16 protein-coding genes are annotated in these 18,003 nt (G+C 61.6%); 10 read left to right on the top strand and 6 right to left on the bottom strand.

Translation table 11 applies throughout. The features are described 5' to 3' along the window. Positions 1-20: 20 nt before the first annotated feature. The 4 genes from BQ8794_RS34145 to BQ8794_RS34130 all read left to right on the top strand — a co-directional run bounded on the left by BQ8794_RS34145 (position 21) and on the right by BQ8794_RS34130 (position 4,169). Positions 21-995 carry a sialic acid TRAP transporter substrate-binding protein SiaP gene (locus tag BQ8794_RS34145; protein ID WP_077384117.1) on the top strand — a complete coding sequence of 325 codons (975 nt, stop codon included), beginning with the start codon at positions 21-23 and terminating at the stop codon, positions 993-995. A 145-nt stretch (positions 996-1,140) separates the two neighbouring features. Then, entirely contained in the window at positions 1,141-1,713 is a 573-nt protein-coding gene (locus BQ8794_RS34140) for a TRAP transporter small permease (protein ID WP_077384116.1), read from the top strand. 3 nt (positions 1,714-1,716) lie between these two features. Continuing rightward, a complete protein-coding gene (locus BQ8794_RS34135) occupies positions 1,717-3,123 on the top strand; it encodes a TRAP transporter large permease (protein ID WP_077384115.1) in 1,407 nt (468 codons plus the stop codon). Then, positions 3,120-4,169, top strand: a complete 1,050-nt coding sequence (locus BQ8794_RS34130; RefSeq protein ID WP_077384114.1) for an L-idonate 5-dehydrogenase — start codon at positions 3,120-3,122, stop codon at positions 4,167-4,169. Before BQ8794_RS34135 ends, BQ8794_RS34130 begins: the two co-directional genes overlap by 4 nt. A 47-nt stretch (positions 4,170-4,216) precedes the next feature. On the opposite strand, the gene BQ8794_RS34125 is transcribed toward BQ8794_RS34130, so the two are convergent. Both BQ8794_RS34125 and BQ8794_RS34120 read right to left on the bottom strand, forming a co-directional pair. Further along, on the bottom strand, positions 4,217-6,820 hold the full coding sequence (locus tag BQ8794_RS34125; protein WP_077384113.1) for a TRAP transporter permease: 2,604 nt from the start codon (positions 6,818-6,820) through the stop codon (positions 4,217-4,219). Between the two features lie 70 nt (positions 6,821-6,890). Further along, on the bottom strand, positions 6,891-7,874 hold the full coding sequence (locus tag BQ8794_RS34120; RefSeq protein WP_077384112.1) for a TAXI family TRAP transporter solute-binding subunit: 984 nt from the start codon (positions 7,872-7,874) through the stop codon (positions 6,891-6,893). 117 nt (positions 7,875-7,991) lie between these two features. Between BQ8794_RS34120 and BQ8794_RS34115 the strand changes: the two genes are divergently transcribed. Continuing rightward, entirely contained in the window at positions 7,992-8,864 is an 873-nt protein-coding gene (locus BQ8794_RS34115) for a MurR/RpiR family transcriptional regulator (RefSeq protein WP_167378943.1), read from the top strand. A 10-nt stretch (positions 8,865-8,874) separates the two neighbouring features. Here the strand turns inward: BQ8794_RS34115 and BQ8794_RS34110 are convergent, their stop codons facing one another. After that, positions 8,875-10,197, bottom strand: a complete 1,323-nt coding sequence (locus tag BQ8794_RS34110; protein WP_077384110.1) for an aspartate aminotransferase family protein — start codon at positions 10,195-10,197, stop codon at positions 8,875-8,877. Between the two features lie 95 nt (positions 10,198-10,292). Between BQ8794_RS34110 and BQ8794_RS34105 the strand changes: the two genes are divergently transcribed. Continuing rightward, complete coding sequence (locus tag BQ8794_RS34105) at positions 10,293-11,150, top strand: beta-keto acid cleavage family enzyme (protein ID WP_077384109.1); 858 nt, start codon at positions 10,293-10,295, stop codon at positions 11,148-11,150. Between the two features lie 259 nt (positions 11,151-11,409). Then, positions 11,410-11,685, top strand: a complete 276-nt coding sequence (locus BQ8794_RS35380; protein ID WP_167378942.1) for a hypothetical protein — start codon at positions 11,410-11,412, stop codon at positions 11,683-11,685. 77 nt (positions 11,686-11,762) lie between these two features. Here the strand turns inward: BQ8794_RS35380 and BQ8794_RS34095 are convergent, their stop codons facing one another. After that, positions 11,763-12,449: a N5-glutamine methyltransferase family protein gene (locus tag BQ8794_RS34095; RefSeq protein WP_077384168.1), complete on the bottom strand. Its 687-nt coding sequence runs from the start codon at positions 12,447-12,449 to the stop codon at positions 11,763-11,765. Between the two features lie 370 nt (positions 12,450-12,819). Between BQ8794_RS34095 and BQ8794_RS34090 the strand changes: the two genes are divergently transcribed. After that, positions 12,820-13,494 (top strand): LuxR C-terminal-related transcriptional regulator, encoded by a 675-nt coding sequence (locus tag BQ8794_RS34090; protein WP_077384107.1) that lies wholly within the window; start codon positions 12,820-12,822, stop codon positions 13,492-13,494. A 59-nt stretch (positions 13,495-13,553) separates the two neighbouring features. On the opposite strand, the gene BQ8794_RS34085 is transcribed toward BQ8794_RS34090, so the two are convergent. Further along, positions 13,554-15,302 carry a PAS domain S-box protein gene (locus tag BQ8794_RS34085; RefSeq protein ID WP_244555191.1) on the bottom strand — a complete coding sequence of 583 codons (1,749 nt, stop codon included), beginning with the start codon at positions 15,300-15,302 and terminating at the stop codon, positions 13,554-13,556. 246 nt (positions 15,303-15,548) lie between these two features. Here BQ8794_RS34085 and BQ8794_RS34080 point away from each other — a divergent pair, with 246 nt between their 5' ends. Continuing rightward, positions 15,549-16,256 (top strand): helix-turn-helix transcriptional regulator, encoded by a 708-nt coding sequence (locus BQ8794_RS34080; protein WP_077384106.1) that lies wholly within the window; start codon positions 15,549-15,551, stop codon positions 16,254-16,256. A 123-nt stretch (positions 16,257-16,379) separates the two neighbouring features. Here the strand turns inward: BQ8794_RS34080 and BQ8794_RS34075 are convergent, their stop codons facing one another. After that, positions 16,380-16,682, bottom strand: a complete 303-nt coding sequence (locus BQ8794_RS34075; RefSeq protein ID WP_077384105.1) for a DUF982 domain-containing protein — start codon at positions 16,680-16,682, stop codon at positions 16,380-16,382. 215 nt (positions 16,683-16,897) lie between these two features. On the opposite strand from BQ8794_RS34075, the gene BQ8794_RS34070 reads away from it, so the two are divergent. Further along, positions 16,898-17,959 (top strand): glycosyltransferase family 4 protein, encoded by a 1,062-nt coding sequence (locus BQ8794_RS34070; RefSeq protein ID WP_077384166.1) that lies wholly within the window; start codon positions 16,898-16,900, stop codon positions 17,957-17,959. Positions 17,960-18,003: the final 44 nt, after the last annotated feature.

Below are 18,003 nucleotides of genomic sequence, written 5' to 3'. Positions count from 1 at the left end.
CAACCTCAGGGAGGAACACAATGCTGAGAAAATACGCAATTCTACTCGGTGCGATCGCAGCAATCGCTATGCCTTTGGCTTCGGCCTCGGCGCAGACAGCTCTGAAATGGGCCCACGTGTATGAGACGTCGGAGCCCTTCCATACCGAGTCCGTGTGGGCAGCGGAGGAGATTAAGAAGCGCACCCAGGGCCGCTACACCGTCGACGTCTATCCGGCCTCGCAGCTCGGTAAGGAAGCGGATATAAACCAGGGCCTGACGCTCGGCACGGTCGATATCATCATTTCCGGGTCGAGCTTTGCGGCGCGCGAATATCCGCCGATCGGCGTCACCTATTTCCCGTATACCTTCCGCGACGCCGACCATCTGTTGAAATACACCAAAAGCGACGTCTACAAGGCGTTGACCAAGGGCTACGAGGAAAAGTCAGGCCATCACATAACGGCCACCACCTATTATGGCACGCGGCAGACCACCTCAAACCGGCCGATCGCCAAATGTGCCGATATGCAAGGTCTGAAGATGCGCGTCCCTGACGTTCCCGCCTATCTCGCCATGCCGCGCGCGTGCGGCGCCAACACCGCGCCGATCGCCTTCGCCGAGGTGTATCTGGCCCTGCAGAACGGCACCGTCGAGGCTCAGGAGAACCCGCTGACCACCATCGAGGCGAAGAAATTCTACGAGGTGCAGAAGCACATCGTGCTCACCGGACACATCGTCGATCACCTCAACACGATCGTATCACAGTCGCGCTGGGCCTCGCTTTCCGACGAGGACAAGCAGATCTTCACCGAGGTGATGCAGGAGGCAGCCGCCCGTGCCACGGCAAAGATCGTCGCGCGCGAAAAGGAATTGGTGCAGGTGTTCAAGGATCGCGGCATCACCGTGACCGACATCGACCGTGCCGATTTTGAAAAGAATGTTCTTGAGAAGGTCACGTTCGAGGAGTTCGGCTACAACAAGGCCGATTGGGAGGCGATCCGCGCGATCAAGTAGAGTATCGGGAAAATCAGGTGCTCAGACAAGGGGATAGAGCGGCAACCGGATTCGCCGCTTTAACCTGCCCGTCCGTCCGGTTCCATGTTGCGCCGGACGGCCTTTCCAATCCTTGACGACCCACCAGCTTCGGGAGCCCGCGCCAATGGCCGAGGAACACCATACCGAGATCACCGTCGAAGAGATCGCCCACGCTTTCGAGGAGGTGCCGGTACACATTGATCTGTCGCACCACGGCATCGAGGACTGGATCACGCTCGCCGTGTTCTGGGGGATGGTCGTCTGTGTCTTCCTGCAGTTCTTCACCCGTTATGCGCTGAACAACAGCCTTGCCTGGACCGAGGAGATCGCCATCAACGCGCTCGTCGTCGTCGTCTTTCTCGGCGCCGCTATGTGCGTGCGCATCTCGCGCCACATCCATGTCGATGTGCTCTACCATTACCTGCCGGAGCGCGTCGGCCGCTGGCTCGCGCTTAGCGTCGACGTCATCCGTGTCGTCTTCTTCGCCTACGGGACCTGGCTGATGTGGCGCTATGTCTCGATCGTCGCGCACGAGCGCATGGTCACCGTCAACCTGCCGCGCCGCTGGTTCTTCTACGCCGTCCTGGCGGGCTTCGCGCTGATGTTCGCGCGCTCGATCCAGGTCTTCATTGGCAACTACAGGCGTGGCTATTCGGTGCTCGAGCGCCCCGGTGCGTTCGAAACGGTGGGGGACTGAGCGATGCTGCTATTGGTCGGAGGCTTTCTGGTCCTGATGCTGATTGGCGTGCCGGTCGCCGTGTCGATGGCAGCAGCCTCGGTGCTCTACCTCGTCATCTATGGTGTCGCGCCCGACATCATCGCAGCCCAGCGCATGATTGCCGGGGTGGAGAGCTTTCCGCTGCTCGCCGTGCCCTTCTTCATCCTCGCCGGCAACCTCATGAACATCGCCGGCGTCACTGGCCGCATCTATGCCTTCGCCCTTGCGCTGGTCGGCTGGATGAAGGGCGGCCTGGCGCAGGTCAACATCATCGGATCGGTGATCTTCTCCGGCATGTCGGGCACCGCGCTCGCCGACGCCGCCGGCATCGGCACCATCGAGATCAAGGCGATGAAGGACCACGGCTATCCGATCGACGCCGCGGTCGGGGTCACCGCTGCCTCGGCGACGCTCGGGCCGATTTTCCCGCCGTCGCTGCCCTTCGTCATTTACGGCATGATGGCGAATGTCTCGATCGGCGCGCTGTTCATGGCCGGCATCCTACCGGGCGTGGTCATGACCGTGCTGATGATGGTGACGGTCGCCATCTTCGCCTATCGGCGCGGCTGGGGTTCCGACACGCCGTTCGAGCTTCGGCGGCTCGCCGAAGCGGCGGGCGAGGTGCTGGTGGTGGCGGCCTTCCCGCTCGCCTGTTATCTGCTGGTGCAGCTTGGCCTGTCCATCAATGTCGCGGTCGGCATCGCGCTGCTGTTGCTGATTGCGGTCGACTGGTATTTCGACTTCTCCGCGGTCATGGCACTGATGACGCCGATCATCCTGATTGGCGGGATGACGATGGGCTGGTTCACGCCGACCGAGGCGGCGATGGCCGCCGTGATCTGGTCGCTTTTCCTCGGGCTGGTGCGCTACCGCACGATGACGCTGCGCACACTCGCAAAGGCGAGCTTCGACACCATCGAGACGACGGCCTCCGTACTCTTCATCGTCACCGCCGCCTCGATATTCGCCTGGCTGCTCACCGTCAGCCAGGCGGCACAGCTGTTCTCGACCTTCATCTTCGCCCTCACCGACAACATGTGGGTCTTCCTCATCCTGGTGAACGTCCTGATGCTGGTGGTCGGCTGCTTCCTCGATACGATTGCGGCGATCACCATTCTTGTGCCCATCCTGTTGCCGGTGGCCGCCGTGTACGGCATCAACCCGGTGCATTTCGGTCTGATCATGACGCTTAATCTGATGATTGGTCTCCTCCATCCGCCGCTCGGCATGGTGCTGTTCGTCCTCTCGCGGGTCGCCAAACTATCGGTCGAGCGTACGACCATGGCGATTCTGCCCTGGCTTGTGCCGTTGATCGTCGCGCTGATCCTGATCACCTTCATCCCCGCCATCACGCTGTGGCTGCCGACGCAAATGGGACTGATCCGATGATCGATAGTGCAGTCGCCGCGACGCTGTTCGGCCCCGAGGATCTGCGCGTCGTCGAGCATCCGCTCGGCCCCCTCGCGCCGGGAATGGTGCGCGTGCGCTTCGGCGCCGGCGGCATCTGCGGTTCCGACCTGCACTATTTCCGCCATGCGCGGACCGGCGATTTTGTCGTCACATCGCCGCTCGTGCTCGGCCACGAGGTCGCCGGAGAGATCGTAAAAATCAACGCGGACGCGCCAGGACTTGCCGTCGGTGATCGCGTGGCGGTCAACCCGTCGCGCTGGTGCGGACAATGCGCGCGATGCGCCGAGGGCCGCGCCAACCTCTGCGAGAACATCTATTTCATGGGCTCGGCGTCGAAAACGCCGCACATGCAAGGCGGTTTTGCCAGCCTGTTCGATGCCACGCCCGCGCAATGCGTCAAGGTTCCGCATGCTGTCGCCTACCAGGCGGCGGCACTCGCCGAACCGCTCGCCGTCAGCCTGCATGCCGTGGCACGGGCCGGCGACATCGCCGGCCGCAACGTCATCTTGTTCGGCGCCGGCCCTATCGGGCTCCTGACCATGCTCGCCGCCAGGCTCAAGGGATGTGGCGAGCTCACCGTCGCCGACATAGCCGAGGCGCCGCTCGCCTTCGCCAGCAAACTTGGAGCAAACAGGACGATCGACCTGTCCGGCGGCGACGACGAGCTCAAGGCGCTCGCGGCCGACAAGGCGATCGATGTCGCGTTCGAGATTTCAGGCACCGCCGCCGGTCTCGCAGCGGCGATCGCCAGCGTCCGGCGCGGCGGCACGGTCGTTCAGGTCGGCAATCTTCCGGGTGGTCAGATCCCCGTGGCCGCCAATGCGGTGATGGCCAAGGAAATCGACCTGAACGGCACGTTTCGCTTCGGCGCAGAATTCAACCAGGCGGTCGACCTCATCGTCAGCGGGGATATAGATGTCCTGAAGCTGGTGACCGCCGAACGCCCGCTCCCCTCGGCCTGCGAGGCGTTTGCCCTGGCCGCCGACCGCTCGCGGAGCGTCAAGGTGGTGCTGACCGCCGACTGAGGAGTTTTTCCCGGGCCTGTCAGCAGCTGTTATCAACCGTTCCGTTCTCAGCGCGCCGGCCCGGTTTCCTTCCTGTCGGCCTGCTTGCGCGCCCGCGCAAACTGCAGCCCGGCGACGCCGGCGGTCGCAGCGAGCGCCAGGCCGATCGGAATGAGGCTCGAGGGCTGGTCGGCCTTTCTGAGCACCGCCACCACGTCATATCCGACATCCAGCCCAATGCGCTTGGCGTAGGATCCGAAATCGACATTGCTGATCATCAGCGCGTCGCCCGCTTGCGTGATGGTAAGTCCAATGCCGCGCAGCCGCTCCAGCGGCTCGCCCGGCTCCCCGAGCGGCACGTTGACCGTTTTGCGTACATCTTCGCCCATGAGGTCGACACCCTCGACGACAAAATTGATGCGGCCATCCGCCGGCGTCTGCGCGACCGCCGACAGGAATTCGCTGGCCGGCAATTCCTCGTAAGGCGGCGACACCTGGTTGAGCCACCAGTCCGGCCGAAACAGCGTGAAGCAGATGAGCAGCAGGGCCGCACTTTCCCAAAGTCGGCTTTTCGTTACGAACCAATTCATTGTCGCGGCCGAAAACAGCAGGATGGCGATCAACGAGACCGTTGCCACCCAGATTGTCTGGGGCCAACTGTCGACTCCGATCAGCAGGATCGCCGGATTGAAGATGAAGACGAACGGCAGGATCGCGGTACGCAACGAGTAGAGCGCGCCCTGGAAACCGGTGGCGATCGGATCTTCCTTGGAAATCGCCGCCGCCGCGAAGGCCGCCAGCCCGACGGGCGGGGTGATATCGGCCATGATGCCGAAGTAAAAGACGAAGAGGTGGACAGCGATCAGCGGGATTGGCAATCCGGCCTGCGCGCCGAGATCGACCACGACCGGCGCCATCAGCGTGGCGACCAGGATATAATTTGCGGTGGTCGGAATACCCATGCCGAGCACAAGACTGATCGCGGCGATGAGGATCAGCATCAGGATGACGTTGCCGCCGGAGATGAGCTCGACGAGTTCCGTCATCATCAGACCGAGACCGGTCAGCGTGATCGTGCCGACGACGATACCGGCGGTGGCGGTGGCGATGCCTATGCCGATCATGTTGCGGGCGCCAAGCGCCAGTCCATCGATCAGATCGTCCCAAGAGGCACGCACCGAGGGTGCGAGGTCTTCGTGGCGGAATACCGCCATCAGCGGCTTGCGCGTCACGACGATGCCGAGGATCGAGACCGTTGCCCAGAACGCCGAGAGGCCAGGCGACATCTGCTCGACCATCAGGCACCACAGAAGCACCGCGATCGGGATGAGGAAATCGAGCCCGGTCCGCGTGACGTCCCAGGCGCGCGGCAGTTCGAGGATTGGCGCGTTCGGATCGTCGAGTGCGAGGTCCGGATAGCGGGAGGAATACCAGACGGAGGCGACGTAGAGAGCGACGCCGGCGAGCGCGAGCAGCGGCGGCGCGGCCCCTCCGAAGACAGCCTGGATAGCAACAATGCCGTAATAGACGATACAGACGGCGAGAATGCTGCCCGACAGTCCCAGCCCCATCCGCAGCATCCGTTCTCTTGCCGGCGTCGGACGCTGCGGGATCGTCTTCAGGTCCATCTTTATCGCTTCGAGATGAACCATGTAGAGCAGTGCTATGTAGGAAAAAACCGCCGGCAACAGCGCGTGCTTGACGATCTCCGAATAGGGAATGCCGACATATTCGACCATCAGGAAGGCGGCCGCACCCATGACCGGCGGCATGATCTGGCCGTTGATCGAGGCCGCGGCCTCGATGGCGCCCGCCTTGACGCCGGAAAGGCCGGTGCGCTTCATCAGCGGGATGGTGAAGATGCCGCCTGAAACCACATTGGAGACGGACGAGCCGGACACGACGCCGTTGAGGGCCGATGAGACCACCGCGACTTTCGCCGGGCCGCCGCGCAGATGGCCGAGCAGCGCGATGGAGATCTGCATCATCCAGTTGCCGGCGCCTGCCTTTTCCAGAAGCGTACCGAACAGGACGAAGAGAAAGACGAAACTCGTCGACACGCCAAGTGCAATCCCGAAGACGCCTTCGGTGGTCAGCCATTGATGGTTGAGAAACTTGTTGAGCGATGCGCCGCGATGCTGAATCACGTCCGGCATATACTGGCCGGCAAAGGTGTAGAAGATGAAGACGCATGCCACGACCACCATCGGCAGGCCGAGCGCGCGGCGCGTCGCCTCGAGAAGCAACAGGATGCCGACGGTTCCGGTCACCAGATCGAGCGTGGTCGGCTGCCCCGGCCGTCCGGAAAGCTGGACGTAAAACAGAAAGAGGTAGGCGCCGGCAAACCCGCCGACCACGGCCAGCACCCAGTCAAGCAGCGGCACACGATCGCGGGGCGAGGATCTCAGCGCCGGATAGGCGAGGAAGGTCAAAAACAGCGCGAAGCCGAGATGGATGGCGCGCGCTTCCGTATCATTGAGGATGCCGAAGCCGAAGACAAACGGCAAAGGCGAAGCGTACCAGAGCTGGAAAAGCGACCAGGCAACTGCAACCCAGAGCAGGATTCGAGCGACTGTTCCGCTCGGATGCCGGCCACCCGTGTCGGCCTCCGCGACAAGTTGTTCGAGCTCTTCGAGATCGACGCCGGCCGGTTGTGCCTTCACTTCGCTCATGACGCCTCCTGTTGCGGATGCCCCCGGCGGGTCCGCTGGACCCCGCCGGACTGCCGTCAGGTCACGAAGCCTATTTCAGCCAGCCCTTCTCCTTGAAGTATTTTTCAGCGCCCGGATGCAGCGGCGCGGAATTCCCTTCCGACACCATCTTGGTCGGATCGAGATTGGCAAAGGCCGGATGCAGCGACTTGAACTCGTCGAAATTCTCGAACACCGCCCTGGTCAATTGATAGACGCTCTCGTCGGGAACTTTAGCCGAAGTGACCAGCGTGGCGAGCACGCCGAAAGTCTCGGTATCGTCGGGATTGTTGGCGTAGAGCCCGCCCGGGATCACCGCCTTGGCGTAGTAGGGATTTTCTGCGACCAGCTTGTCCACGACTTCCCCGGTCAACGGCACCAGCTTGGCAGCGCAGGTAGTGGTCGGATCCTGAATGTTTGCCGAGGGATGGCCGACGCCGTAGAAGAACCCGTCGATCTTGCCGTCGCAGAGCGCCGGGCCGTGCTCGTCAGCCTTCAACTCCGATGCGAGCGAAAAGTCGGCCAACGTCCAGCCCATCGCACTGAGCAGACGTTCCATGGAAGTGCGTGTTCCGGAACCGGGATTGCCGATGTTGAAACGCTTGCCCTTGAAGTCCTCGAATTTCGTCACGCCGGCATTCGGATGCGCCAGCACCGTGAACGGCTCCGGATGGATCGAGAAAACCGCGCGCAGGTCGGTATGGGCGCCACCGTCCTTGAATGATTCCAGCCCCTTGTAGGCGTTGTACTGGACGTCGGACTGGGCCATGCCGAAGTCGAGTTCGCCTTCCTTGATAGTGTTCACGTTGAATGCCGATCCGCCGGTCGATTCGACCGAGCAGCGGATGCCGTGGGTCTTACGATCCTTGTTGAGCAGGCGGCAGATAGCACCGCCGGCGGCATAATAGACGCCGGTGACGCCACCGGTGCCGATGGTAACGAAATTCTGCTGTGCCATTGCGCTGGCCGAAAACAGCAGCGCCGCCGACAAGGCGGCGATCTGCGCTCCGAGGCGTGCAGTCCGGGCATGTTTCATCTGGTTCTCCCTTGGTACTTTGCGTGCCGTCGCGGCCGTCCGGTGTTTTGGTGTCAAGGCACGTCGATGCATGCTACGATTGTTGCGCTTTATCAATCAAGGGAAATGCTTGTTACAATGGACAGTCGGGAGATGGGTTTCGACGCGCTTTTGGCGCGCATACTGAGCGAACTCCCCGAGTTGAGCTCGGAACTGCGCAAGGCGGCGCGTTTCCTGGTCGATCATCCCGACGAGGTGGCGCTGGTTTCCATGCGGATGCTGGCCTCGCGATCAGAGGTGACACCGACGACCTTCGTGCGACTGGCGCGGCGACTGGGTTTTGGCGATTGGGCGGCGCTGCGCAGGCCGTTCGAGGACCGGCTGCGCTCCGGCAAGGCGCCTTTCGCGGCAAGGGCCGATGCGCTTGTCAGGCGCAGGTCGGAGGCGATCTTCGCCGAATCGCTGAGGACGACGGTGGCCAATCTGGCGGCGGCCGAAGCCGTCAACGGCAGCGAAGAAATCGCAAGGGCCTGCGCGATACTGGAGAAGGCTCAGCGCATACGTGTCGCCGGGTTCCGAAGCTGCCGCGCGCCCGCCCACGCGCTCGTCTATCTCTGCCGGATGTTTCGGCGCGAGATCACGCTGCTCGGCGGCGACGGCGGTGCGATCGAGGCGGAACTTGCAGCGCTTGGAAAGAAGGAAGCGGTGGTCGCGATCGGCTTTTCGCCCTATTCGCGTGAACTCGGGCCGGTGGTGGAGGCTGCGCAACGACACAGCGTTCCGATTGTCGCGATCGTCGACAGCATGGCCGCTCCGATCGCGCGGCATGCGAAGGTTGTCTTGCGATTCTCAACCGACAGCCCGTCCTTCTTCCCATCGGTGGCCGCAGCTATGGCTATCGTGGAAGCGCTGGCCGCAACGATGCTGGCGCGCAGCGGGCCGGCCGCGGCGGCTCGCGTCAGGGAGACGGAATTGGAGTTACAGGCGTTCGGCGCCTATCTGCCCGAATGAAGGCCGCTGGCTATGCCACCGCAGCGTCTATCGCGTCGCCGAGCCGTTCGATAACCGCGTCGATTGCCGCGGCGTCTATGATGAAGGGCGGCGCCAGCAGCACATGATCGCCGCGCACGCCGTCGATCGTGCCCCCCGCCGGATAGACCAGCAGGCCGCGCGCCATCGCCTCGCGCTTGACCTTCGCATTGAGCTTCCGCTTTGGTTCGAAGGGCGCCTTGGTAGAGCGATCCTCGACCAGCTCTACACCCATGAAAAGGCCACGCCCGCGAATGTCGCCGATATGGGCATGGTTGCCGAACCGTTCGCCCAGTCGCCGCGAAAGATGCTCTCCCATCGCCCGGACATTGGCGAGCAGATCGTCGCGAGCAATCACCTCCTGGACGGCGAGCGCCGCCGCGCAGGCCATGGGATGGCACATATAGGTGTGGCCGTGCTGGAAGAAGCCGGAGCCTTCGGCGAAAGCGTCGAAGATGCGGCGCGAAAGCAGCACCGCACCGATGGGTTGGTAGCCGCCACCGAGGCCTTTGGCGATCGTCATCAGGTCGGGCGCGACGCCGTCCTGCTCGCAGGCGTGCAGCGTGCCGGTGCGGCCCATGCCGCACATCACCTCGTCGAGGATGAGGAGCACACCGTAGCGGTCGCAGATTTCACGGACACGCCTGAAGTAGCCGGGAACCGCGGGCACCGCTCCTGCTGTCGCGCCGACCACAGGTTCTGCAACGAAGGCCATGACAGTGTCCGGACCCAGTTCTAGAATTTTATCCTCGAGCGCCTGGGCGGCGCGCAGTCCGTAGGTCGCCTCGCTCTCACCGGCTTCCTGGTAGCGGTAGGCATAGCATGGGTCGATGTGATGCGTGTCGATCAGCAAAGGGCGGAATTGGGCACGTCGCCACTCATTGCCCCCGGCAGCGAGAGCGCCGAGCGTGTTGCCGTGATAGCTCTGGCGGCGGGCGATGACGTTTCGCCGCTCTGGCCTGCCGGTCTCGACGAAAAACTGCCGGGCCATCTTGAGCGCTGCCTCCACCGCTTCGGATCCGCCGGACACGAAATAGGCGTGGCTAATACCTTGTGGCGCGCCAGCGACGAGCTTGTCGGCCAATGTCTCGGCCGGCTCATTGGTGAAGAAGCTGGTGTGGGCATAGGCGAGCTTGTCGGCCTGCGCGTGGAGCGCGGCCGTCACCTCGGGATGGCCGTGGCCGAGGCAGGAAACCGCCGCGCCGCCTGACGCGTCGATATAGGCGTGGCCATCGCGGTCGAAGAGTTCGATGCCCTTGCCGCCAGCCGCGACGGGCAGGCTCGCATGGATCTGGCGATGCAGGATGTGTGTCATGCCTTCCCCCGATTGACGATGGCGCGATTTGCAGCGAATCTATCATGCAACAGATGTTACATACTGCGCAATACTGAAACAATTGGACTGAGCCTATGACCGCTGACAGTATCGCGACCGGCCCCGGACTTATCGCACCGACGGTAATCGCCGTTGCGCCGAATGGTGGACGGCGTGGCAAGCAAGACCACCCTGCCCTGCCGATCGGCCCCCAGGAATTGGCCCGGACTGCCGCCGCCTGCCTCGAGGCGGGCGCCGCGATGATCCATACGCATGTCCGCGACCGCGACGGCGGCCATTTGCTCGACGCGCACGCCTATCGCGAGACGACGAAAGCGATACGTGATGCGGTGGGCGAGCGGCTGATCGTCCAGATCACCAGCGAAGCGGTCGGCCGCTACCAGCCGGCCGAGCAGATGGCGGTGGTGCGGGCTGCCCGCCCTGAGGCGGTTTCGCTGGCGCTGCGCGAACTGGTGCCGGACGCTGCCCATGAGACCGCTTTCGCGCAGTTCCTGTCGTGGTTGAAGAGCGAGCGGATCGCCCCTCAGATCATCCTTTACGCGCCCGAAGAGGCGTCGGCCCTAGCCGCCATGCAGCAGCGCGGGCTGGTGCCTTTCGATCACATCCCCGTGCTCTATGTGCTCGGCCGCTACACCCCGGGACAGGTTTCGCGACCGGCCGATCTGCCTCCCTTCCTTGCGCAGGACCGGCCGCGCTTCGCGCACTGGATGGTCTGTGCCTTTGGTCGGCAAGAAACCGCTTGCGTTACGGCCGGCGCGCTGCTGGGCGGTCATGCCCGCGTCGGGTTCGAGAACAATTTTACTCTGGCCGACGGCACAACTGCCAAGGACAATGCCGCGCTCGTAGCAGCGACCAAAGGCGTTCTGATTGCTTGCGGCGTCAGGATCGCCCAAGCCAACGACCTGCGTGCCGCTTGGTCGATCCAGGGCTAACCCTCGCCCGCACGCCTTGATGCTTCCTTTCTCATCCAACGCGATCCGAGACGTAAGCGACCTGTACGCGGCTTGGGCTACTCGCCCGGGGCGAGGTTTCATATGCAGAACCCCGTATTTTACTGAGCCGTAGCCCATTCTCGGACCGGCCGGGCAGAGGCCTCGTCGCTTCGTCACATTTGTCGAAAATCTCTTTGCTATGCTGCAACCGAACACTTTGGCTGACGTTAAGGTTGCAATGGGCGCTGGGGAGGCCTTTATGCAGACATACCTCGTCGAACAAATGGAGGGCGATGACGTGATAACGGTGCGTGTCATCAACGCGCCGAGCCCCTTCAAAGCCGCCGCCATGTCGACAGATCGACATGTTACGCTGCGAAGGTGGGAAAAGGATTGGATCCGAGTAACCGACGAGAACCGGGGACACATCTTTGCATACAGCGTTGTCTCCGACGCAAACCCAGACAACAGCGGGCTTGGAATAGCACCGACTAAATCAAGAAAAGCCCAAAAAGCTGATCAGGGACGCGAGTGAGCGCCACCTTTTTTGCTGGAGCGCGCCAGAACCGTGAACACCACGAGTTGAGCCAGCAGTTGCGGCATGGCTGACGCTCACGGCGTGGTATGTCCCACCACCACCCTTCCCTCGCCGGCTTCGTTCGCGACCGCCCGGATCCCCTCGAAGGACTTGGAGCGCTCCAGCAAACGTATGACCTGCCGGTCCTGGCCGAGACCGACCTCGAAGAGCAGGATGCCTCCGCGCCGCAAGTAGCGGGGCGCGTCCTTGATCACCCGCATATGGATGCTCAGGCCGTAGGGACCGGCTGCAAACGCTTCACGCGGCTCGAACTCGGTCAGATGCGCGCGGTCGCCCTCGAGCCGCTTTTCCGAAATGTAAGGCGGGTTGCAGGCGATCACGTCGATCGTGTTATCAAGCTCCAAGCCCGAGAAAGCACTGAACAAGTCACCCTGAAGCACCGACACGCGATCTGCCATGTCGTGATGGGCGACGTTGCGGCGCGCGACCTCGACGCATCCATCGGTGAGATCGCTCGCCCAGACCTGCGCGGCAGGGGCGTAATGCGCGATGGCGCAGGCCAGATTGCCGGCCCCGCAGCACATGTCGACAACGCGCGGCGCCGACAGGTTCATTCGCCGCAGGACATCAAGTGCTGTCGTGCCGAGCAACTCCGTCTCCGGCCGGGGAACGAGCGCACCGGGCGCGATGAGCACCTCCAGCCCCATGAAGATGGTGCGGCGTCTGCGGTAGGCTTCCGCGACACTGATCTCTTCGCTCACAACAGCCCCTTCCGCCTTGCCGGTCGCGGTGTCTGACAATTGCGTGGAAGTTAAATCACTAAGTTCCCGATCGGCAATCGAAAAACACGCCTCGCCATGGGCATTGGCGATCGCGAGCTATCGGCATCGTCTCAAGGCGTTGGCACATGGTCCTGGAGGATAGGAACGGATGATTCGACGTGTTCGGCGGCTCCCGTTGACAGGGTTCAAAAAAAGAGGAGCCTTACCTGCCTTTTAGGATTATATTAGCAAACTGGGCTTGCGGTGTTGGGGCACCGCTGGCGTTGACTGGATGAATTGACGAGTGATTGGCCACGACTCCAAAGGCCCGTGACCGTTCAATCTATTCAGGTTTCGTTGGGGTAGATCAATGTATCGAATCGTCATCGCCGACGATCACGGCCTGTATCGTCGTGGCCTGCGCTTGGCTCTGACCGCGGGCATTCCAGGTGTGGAAATATTTGAGGCGTCGTGTTTCGACGCCGCGCTCAGTCTGCTTGCCGAGCAGGCGTCCGTTGATCTTGCGATCCTGGACCTGAACATGCCGGGATTGTTCAATCAGGAAGTGCTCGGCGGCATTCTGTCGGCTTATCCGGATACGCGATTTGCCATTGTTTCCGGGAACGATTCACGCTCGGAGATACTCACGGCTCTGTCGATCGGACTTCATGGCTATATCGTAAAGTCGCAAAGAGACGAGGAGGTCGTTATGGCCGTCAACGAAATCCTCTCGGGCCGCATCTACGTCCCTGCACTTCTGTCGCGCCCCGGTGCTGCGCAGACAACTCACGCACCTGCTCCCTCCGAGCATGTCCCGCACCGACGTACCACCACCGGCAATCTTGGCAGGCTGACCTCGAGGCAGAAGGAGGTCCTCAAGCTGATGGCGGAAGGCTATTCGAACAAGGAAATCGCGCGCGATCTGGAGATCGCCGAAGCGACGACGAAAATCCATGCCGCTGCGGTTTTGCGTGAGCTTGGGGTGCGGAATCGGACGGAGGCTGCCGTTATGCTGAAGACGTGGTTAACGAGGGATATCAATTAATTAGAGCACCACGTTCTTTTGATACGCAAGGGGCGCTGTCCGATCTTGGCCCGCTGGCGTCAAGGGCCGATTTCCTTGCGCGACAGCCGCAGCGAATATCGCAGCCCGTGATCCGTCATTTCCAGCTTGGGAGAGTGACCGACAAGCGGCGCCCCATCCACTCCGATTATCATTGAACCGAAACCATGGCGGACAACTTTTGAAGGCCGCCGCCGCCCTGATTCCACCCAATCGAACGCGATGTCACCGACCGCATCTTCCGATGCGAACGTCCAATTTACCTCGACCCGGCCTTTTGAATCGCCAAGCGCTCCATGTTTCAAGGAATTGGTCGCAAGCTCGTGAACAATCATCGCAAAGCTCTCGGCGGCGCCTCCCGACATCGTAACCGAGGGACCGCTGACAGATATTTCGCGTGTCCCCATATACGGTTGCAACTCCTGGACAACGAGATCGTGAAGCATCCCCGACCCGCTGCTGTTGCCCGAAAGGAGCAGATGCGTTGCCTCGAGCGAACGTATCCTGTCGATGAGCGTCTCCTTGTACCTGGCGACATTGTTCTCGGGAACATTGACCATGTTCACCAGTGCCGTGATCACCGGGAACAGGTTGATGAACCTGTGGCGTTGCTCGAGCATAATGCGCTCCCGCTTCTTTGCCGCAGCACGCAGCAGCGTGGTTTGCCGTCGCTCGGTCAGGTCGGCGGCCACGCCGAGCCGCTGTAGACGATCATCGTATTTCTCTTCCCTTCCGCGCAGAGCAACCCAGCGGATATGTCCGTCCGGTCGTCGGACGCGAATCTCGACGTCGTAGTTCGTGACCGATGCGAGCTTTCTCGATACAGCCAGCTTTGGCCAGTCCGCCGGATGAACGACGGCCGACAGTTCCTCCAACCGGCGGCTGCCGGCCGGGGGCAGTCCGAGAATGTCCCAGAACGCGCCCGAACCGGTGACGATGCCGTCTTTAAGGTCGATCCGCCACGTGGCCAGGCGTCCAGCAGACAAAGCGAGATCCAGCCACTCCTTCTGAGCCCGAAGCGCTTCGTGCACGGCTCGTCGTCCCGAGATATCGTCGACCACCACGAAAATGGTCTCTGAGAGAACCCCGTCGGGCACGGACAAAGACAGCGTTAGCCGCGCCCAGAATGCCGAACCGTTCCTTCTTAACAGACGCACCTCCGAAGCGAACGAAGCAGAGTCTTTGCCAAGGCCAGCCAGCAATTGCGCCAAGGCATCACGGTCGTCCGGATGAACGAGTGTCTCCAGCTGCAATTGGGCAAGCTCGTCCTCCTCGTAGCCTGTCATCTCGCTGAGGCGTCTGTTGGATTGCAGCAGCTCACCTTTCTCGTTGATGTTTGCGAACCCCATGGCGGCGCGTTCGAAAGCCCAACGATAGCGGCTTTCGGTTGCTTCGACCGCAGCGAGCCTGGCTTCTGCTACCTCCAGCAGCTCACGCACGTCCTGCCGCAGCCGATGGAATGTCATGGCAATCACGCCACCGGAAATCAGAAGCAGAATGGCGCGCGCCCAATCTTCGCCGGAGATCTGACCATGCAGGGTGCTTCGCGTCCACAAGCCGGCAGCCACCATCAGGACCGTCGCCGCAAGCGCAGGACCACGGTCTTCAAGGTAGGAAATGATAATAATAGCTGGAATAAATTCCAGGAAACTCGACCCTTCTCCGATGTATGCTGACGCTTTTGTCTCAAATATCAGCGTAGCAGCCAGTACCGATGCGGAGGCAAGGTGAGTTAGCAGTCTGCCTGTTGGGTTCAAATCCGACCTGCGCGACTGCCAGTTCATCGACATAGACTACTACCTTTTGACTAGGCCGTCGAGACTAGAGCAAAAAACGTACAACCTAGTCCGACTGCGGGATTGCCATACCACCATCACAGCGCGCATTTTATCAAGCGGGGACGAGTAAAACTCATCAGAATATAACGAGTTTCAAGATAGTAGGGAGCGCCTTTTTTGCGAGCCCTACGCAAGATTACTGTTCGTATATCCCGGACAAGTTATTACGGGCTGATGAACCTTTGGGGAGGTTGAAAAATGACTATGATCGATAGATACAGTGATGCCGTTGCGGGCAACCGGCACATCACGACAGGAGCCAAGTATACCCCTGACGCGCAGGTGACGCGGCCCTTATATGCTTATCCTCGGCCGGAGACAGGGGGCGACGAACCAAAGAGACGCAGCCTGGAATCCGTCACCGGCATGCTTGATCGCCTCGGCTGTGGTTATCTCGTACTAAACCGCGACAGAAAAGTGATCGAATGGAACGCGGCCGCTCTAACCACGCTGGAGCGCCCCACGCCGGAGCACAAAGGCGAAGCGGCTGATACAGCCAGTGAGCTTTCGGCAGCCCTAAGACGGCTGGTCGCAAATGTTCCGGCGCCTTTCCTGCCGGGCTCCCTTTCTTGGGTGGTGATCCGCAGTACAGGCGACAGGCCGGTGGTACTGAAAGAGAACGGTCTTATCGCCCCCGACGGAACGAGCATCGTGGCATTGCTTGGCCGTGTGAACAGGTCGGGGCCAAACCCTCAGACACTGCAAAGGATGTTTGGCTTGACGAGCGCGGAAACGCACCTGGCTCTGCGTTTGGCTCAGGGCGATGCGCCTTTGGAGATCGCCCGCAGCTGGCGGCTCAGCCGCACCACGATCCGCTCACAACTTGCCTCGCTGTTCGCCAAGACCGAAACCAGACGTCAGGCGGAACTGGTGGCCCTTCTGGGGCGCATTTCGGTCTTGCCATAATTTTGGATCGGCCTGGATCCAGGTGCCCGGGCATCCTGCGCACCGACGCAGATCGCCGGTGTCGCGGTTATGCTGCTCGCCAACTGGGCTGGTCGGTAAACTGGCACCTGGGAGCGCTGGCGTCTATCGCCTCGGCGTGTATGCGCTGTCCATCTTTTCGCCGCGTATCGGCAGCGCTATGTCGTCGTCCAGGAGCCGGGTGATCCGGGCAAAGCCCGTAAAAGCCTTTCTTGCTTCCTCGGCAGACATCTGACCTGCCAGTGCCGCAGCGCAGCAGTTCAGCGCGCATTGATACACCGGGCCGCGCCTACCTTTCGGCCAGTGGCGCAAAAACGTCATCGCTTCGCTGACATTGTCGATTTCTTCCACAGGTTCTCCGTGCCCGCGCGCAATTCGCACCGGCGTAAAGAATTCCAGGCGATTCATCTTTTCCTCCCGTCGATCGCGATGCGTTCGATCGAACCTTATTAAATTCACGGCCAGCCAATTGGTTCCCGGCAAAAACGCCCACGGCCTTGATAAACGCCAGCGGGCCGGCTGGGTGAATCGCCAGTCATCGCCCGACTTCTTGCCGTTGCGGAACGTTCGGGGGAGTGGTGCATTTCGACATCAGCGATGATCTTTCAGGGAAATGCCAGCCTATGAAAATAGCCCATGTGGCGCCGCTCCACGAATCCGTGCCGCCTCGGCTCTATGGAGGCACGGAGCGCATTGTCTCCTATCTGACCGAAGGCTTGGTCGAGCTAGGCCATGACGTAACTTTGTTCGCCAGTGGCGATACAAGGACCTCGGCAAAATTAGTGCCGTGTCGCGAGCGTGCGCTGCGTCTTGACCCAAGCCCGCTGAAATCCGAGACAGCCGCGCACCTTTCGATGCTTTCTGAGGTGAGGACACGATCTCAAGAATTTGATATCATTCACTTTCACCTCAGCCATTTCCTGCATTTTTCCTTCTTTGAGCACATGCATGAGCGGACGGTGACGACGCCGCATGGCAGGCTCGACTACGTCGATCTGGCACCGGCCTATGAGCGTTTTCCGCGCTTTCCGATGATCTCCGTGTCCGGCAGCCAAAGGACGGGGCTGGCCGACGCCAACTGGCTGGCGACGATTCACCACGGGCTGCCGACCGAACTCTACAAGCCGGTTTTCGAGCCGAGCCCAAGGGAGCCCTACCTCGCCTTCCTTGGGCGGATGTCGCGCGACAAGCGTCCGGATCGTGCCATCGAGATCGCGCTGCGCTCGGGGCTGAAACTGAAGCTTGCTGCAAAGATCGGCGACGACGACCGGGCTTATTTCCGCAAAATGGTCGAGCCGCTGGTCGATGGTGATCGTGTCGACTATGTCGGCGAGATCGAGGAAGACAAGAAGGCGGAATTCCTCGGCAAGGCGGCCGGCCTCGTATTCCCGATCGATTGGCCGGAGCCGTTCGGTCTTGCCGTCATAGAAGCGATGGCCTGCGGCACGCCGGTGATCGGCTGGAAATCCGGCGCCTTGCCGGAAATCGTCGAGCAAGGCGTGACCGGTTTTATCGTGGATTCCATGCAAGGCGCGGTTGCCTCGGTGCCCGACTTGCTGCGGCTCGACAGGCGGAGGGTGCGAGCGGTCTTCGAAAGGCGGTTTTCTGCCAAAAGAATGACCCGCGACTACGTTTCCGCCTATGCGCGCCTGATCGGCGCCTCGGCCGAAGCAAGAGCGTCGTGAGCGGCATTACCTCAGGGGGGCGAAACGAGAGGGATATGTAGAGA

Origin of the sequence: Mesorhizobium prunaredense, assembly GCF_900156895.1 — a bacterium.
Classification (GTDB): domain Bacteria; phylum Pseudomonadota; class Alphaproteobacteria; order Rhizobiales; family Rhizobiaceae; genus Mesorhizobium; species Mesorhizobium prunaredense.
This window is presented reverse-complemented; position numbering and strand designations above follow the sequence as displayed.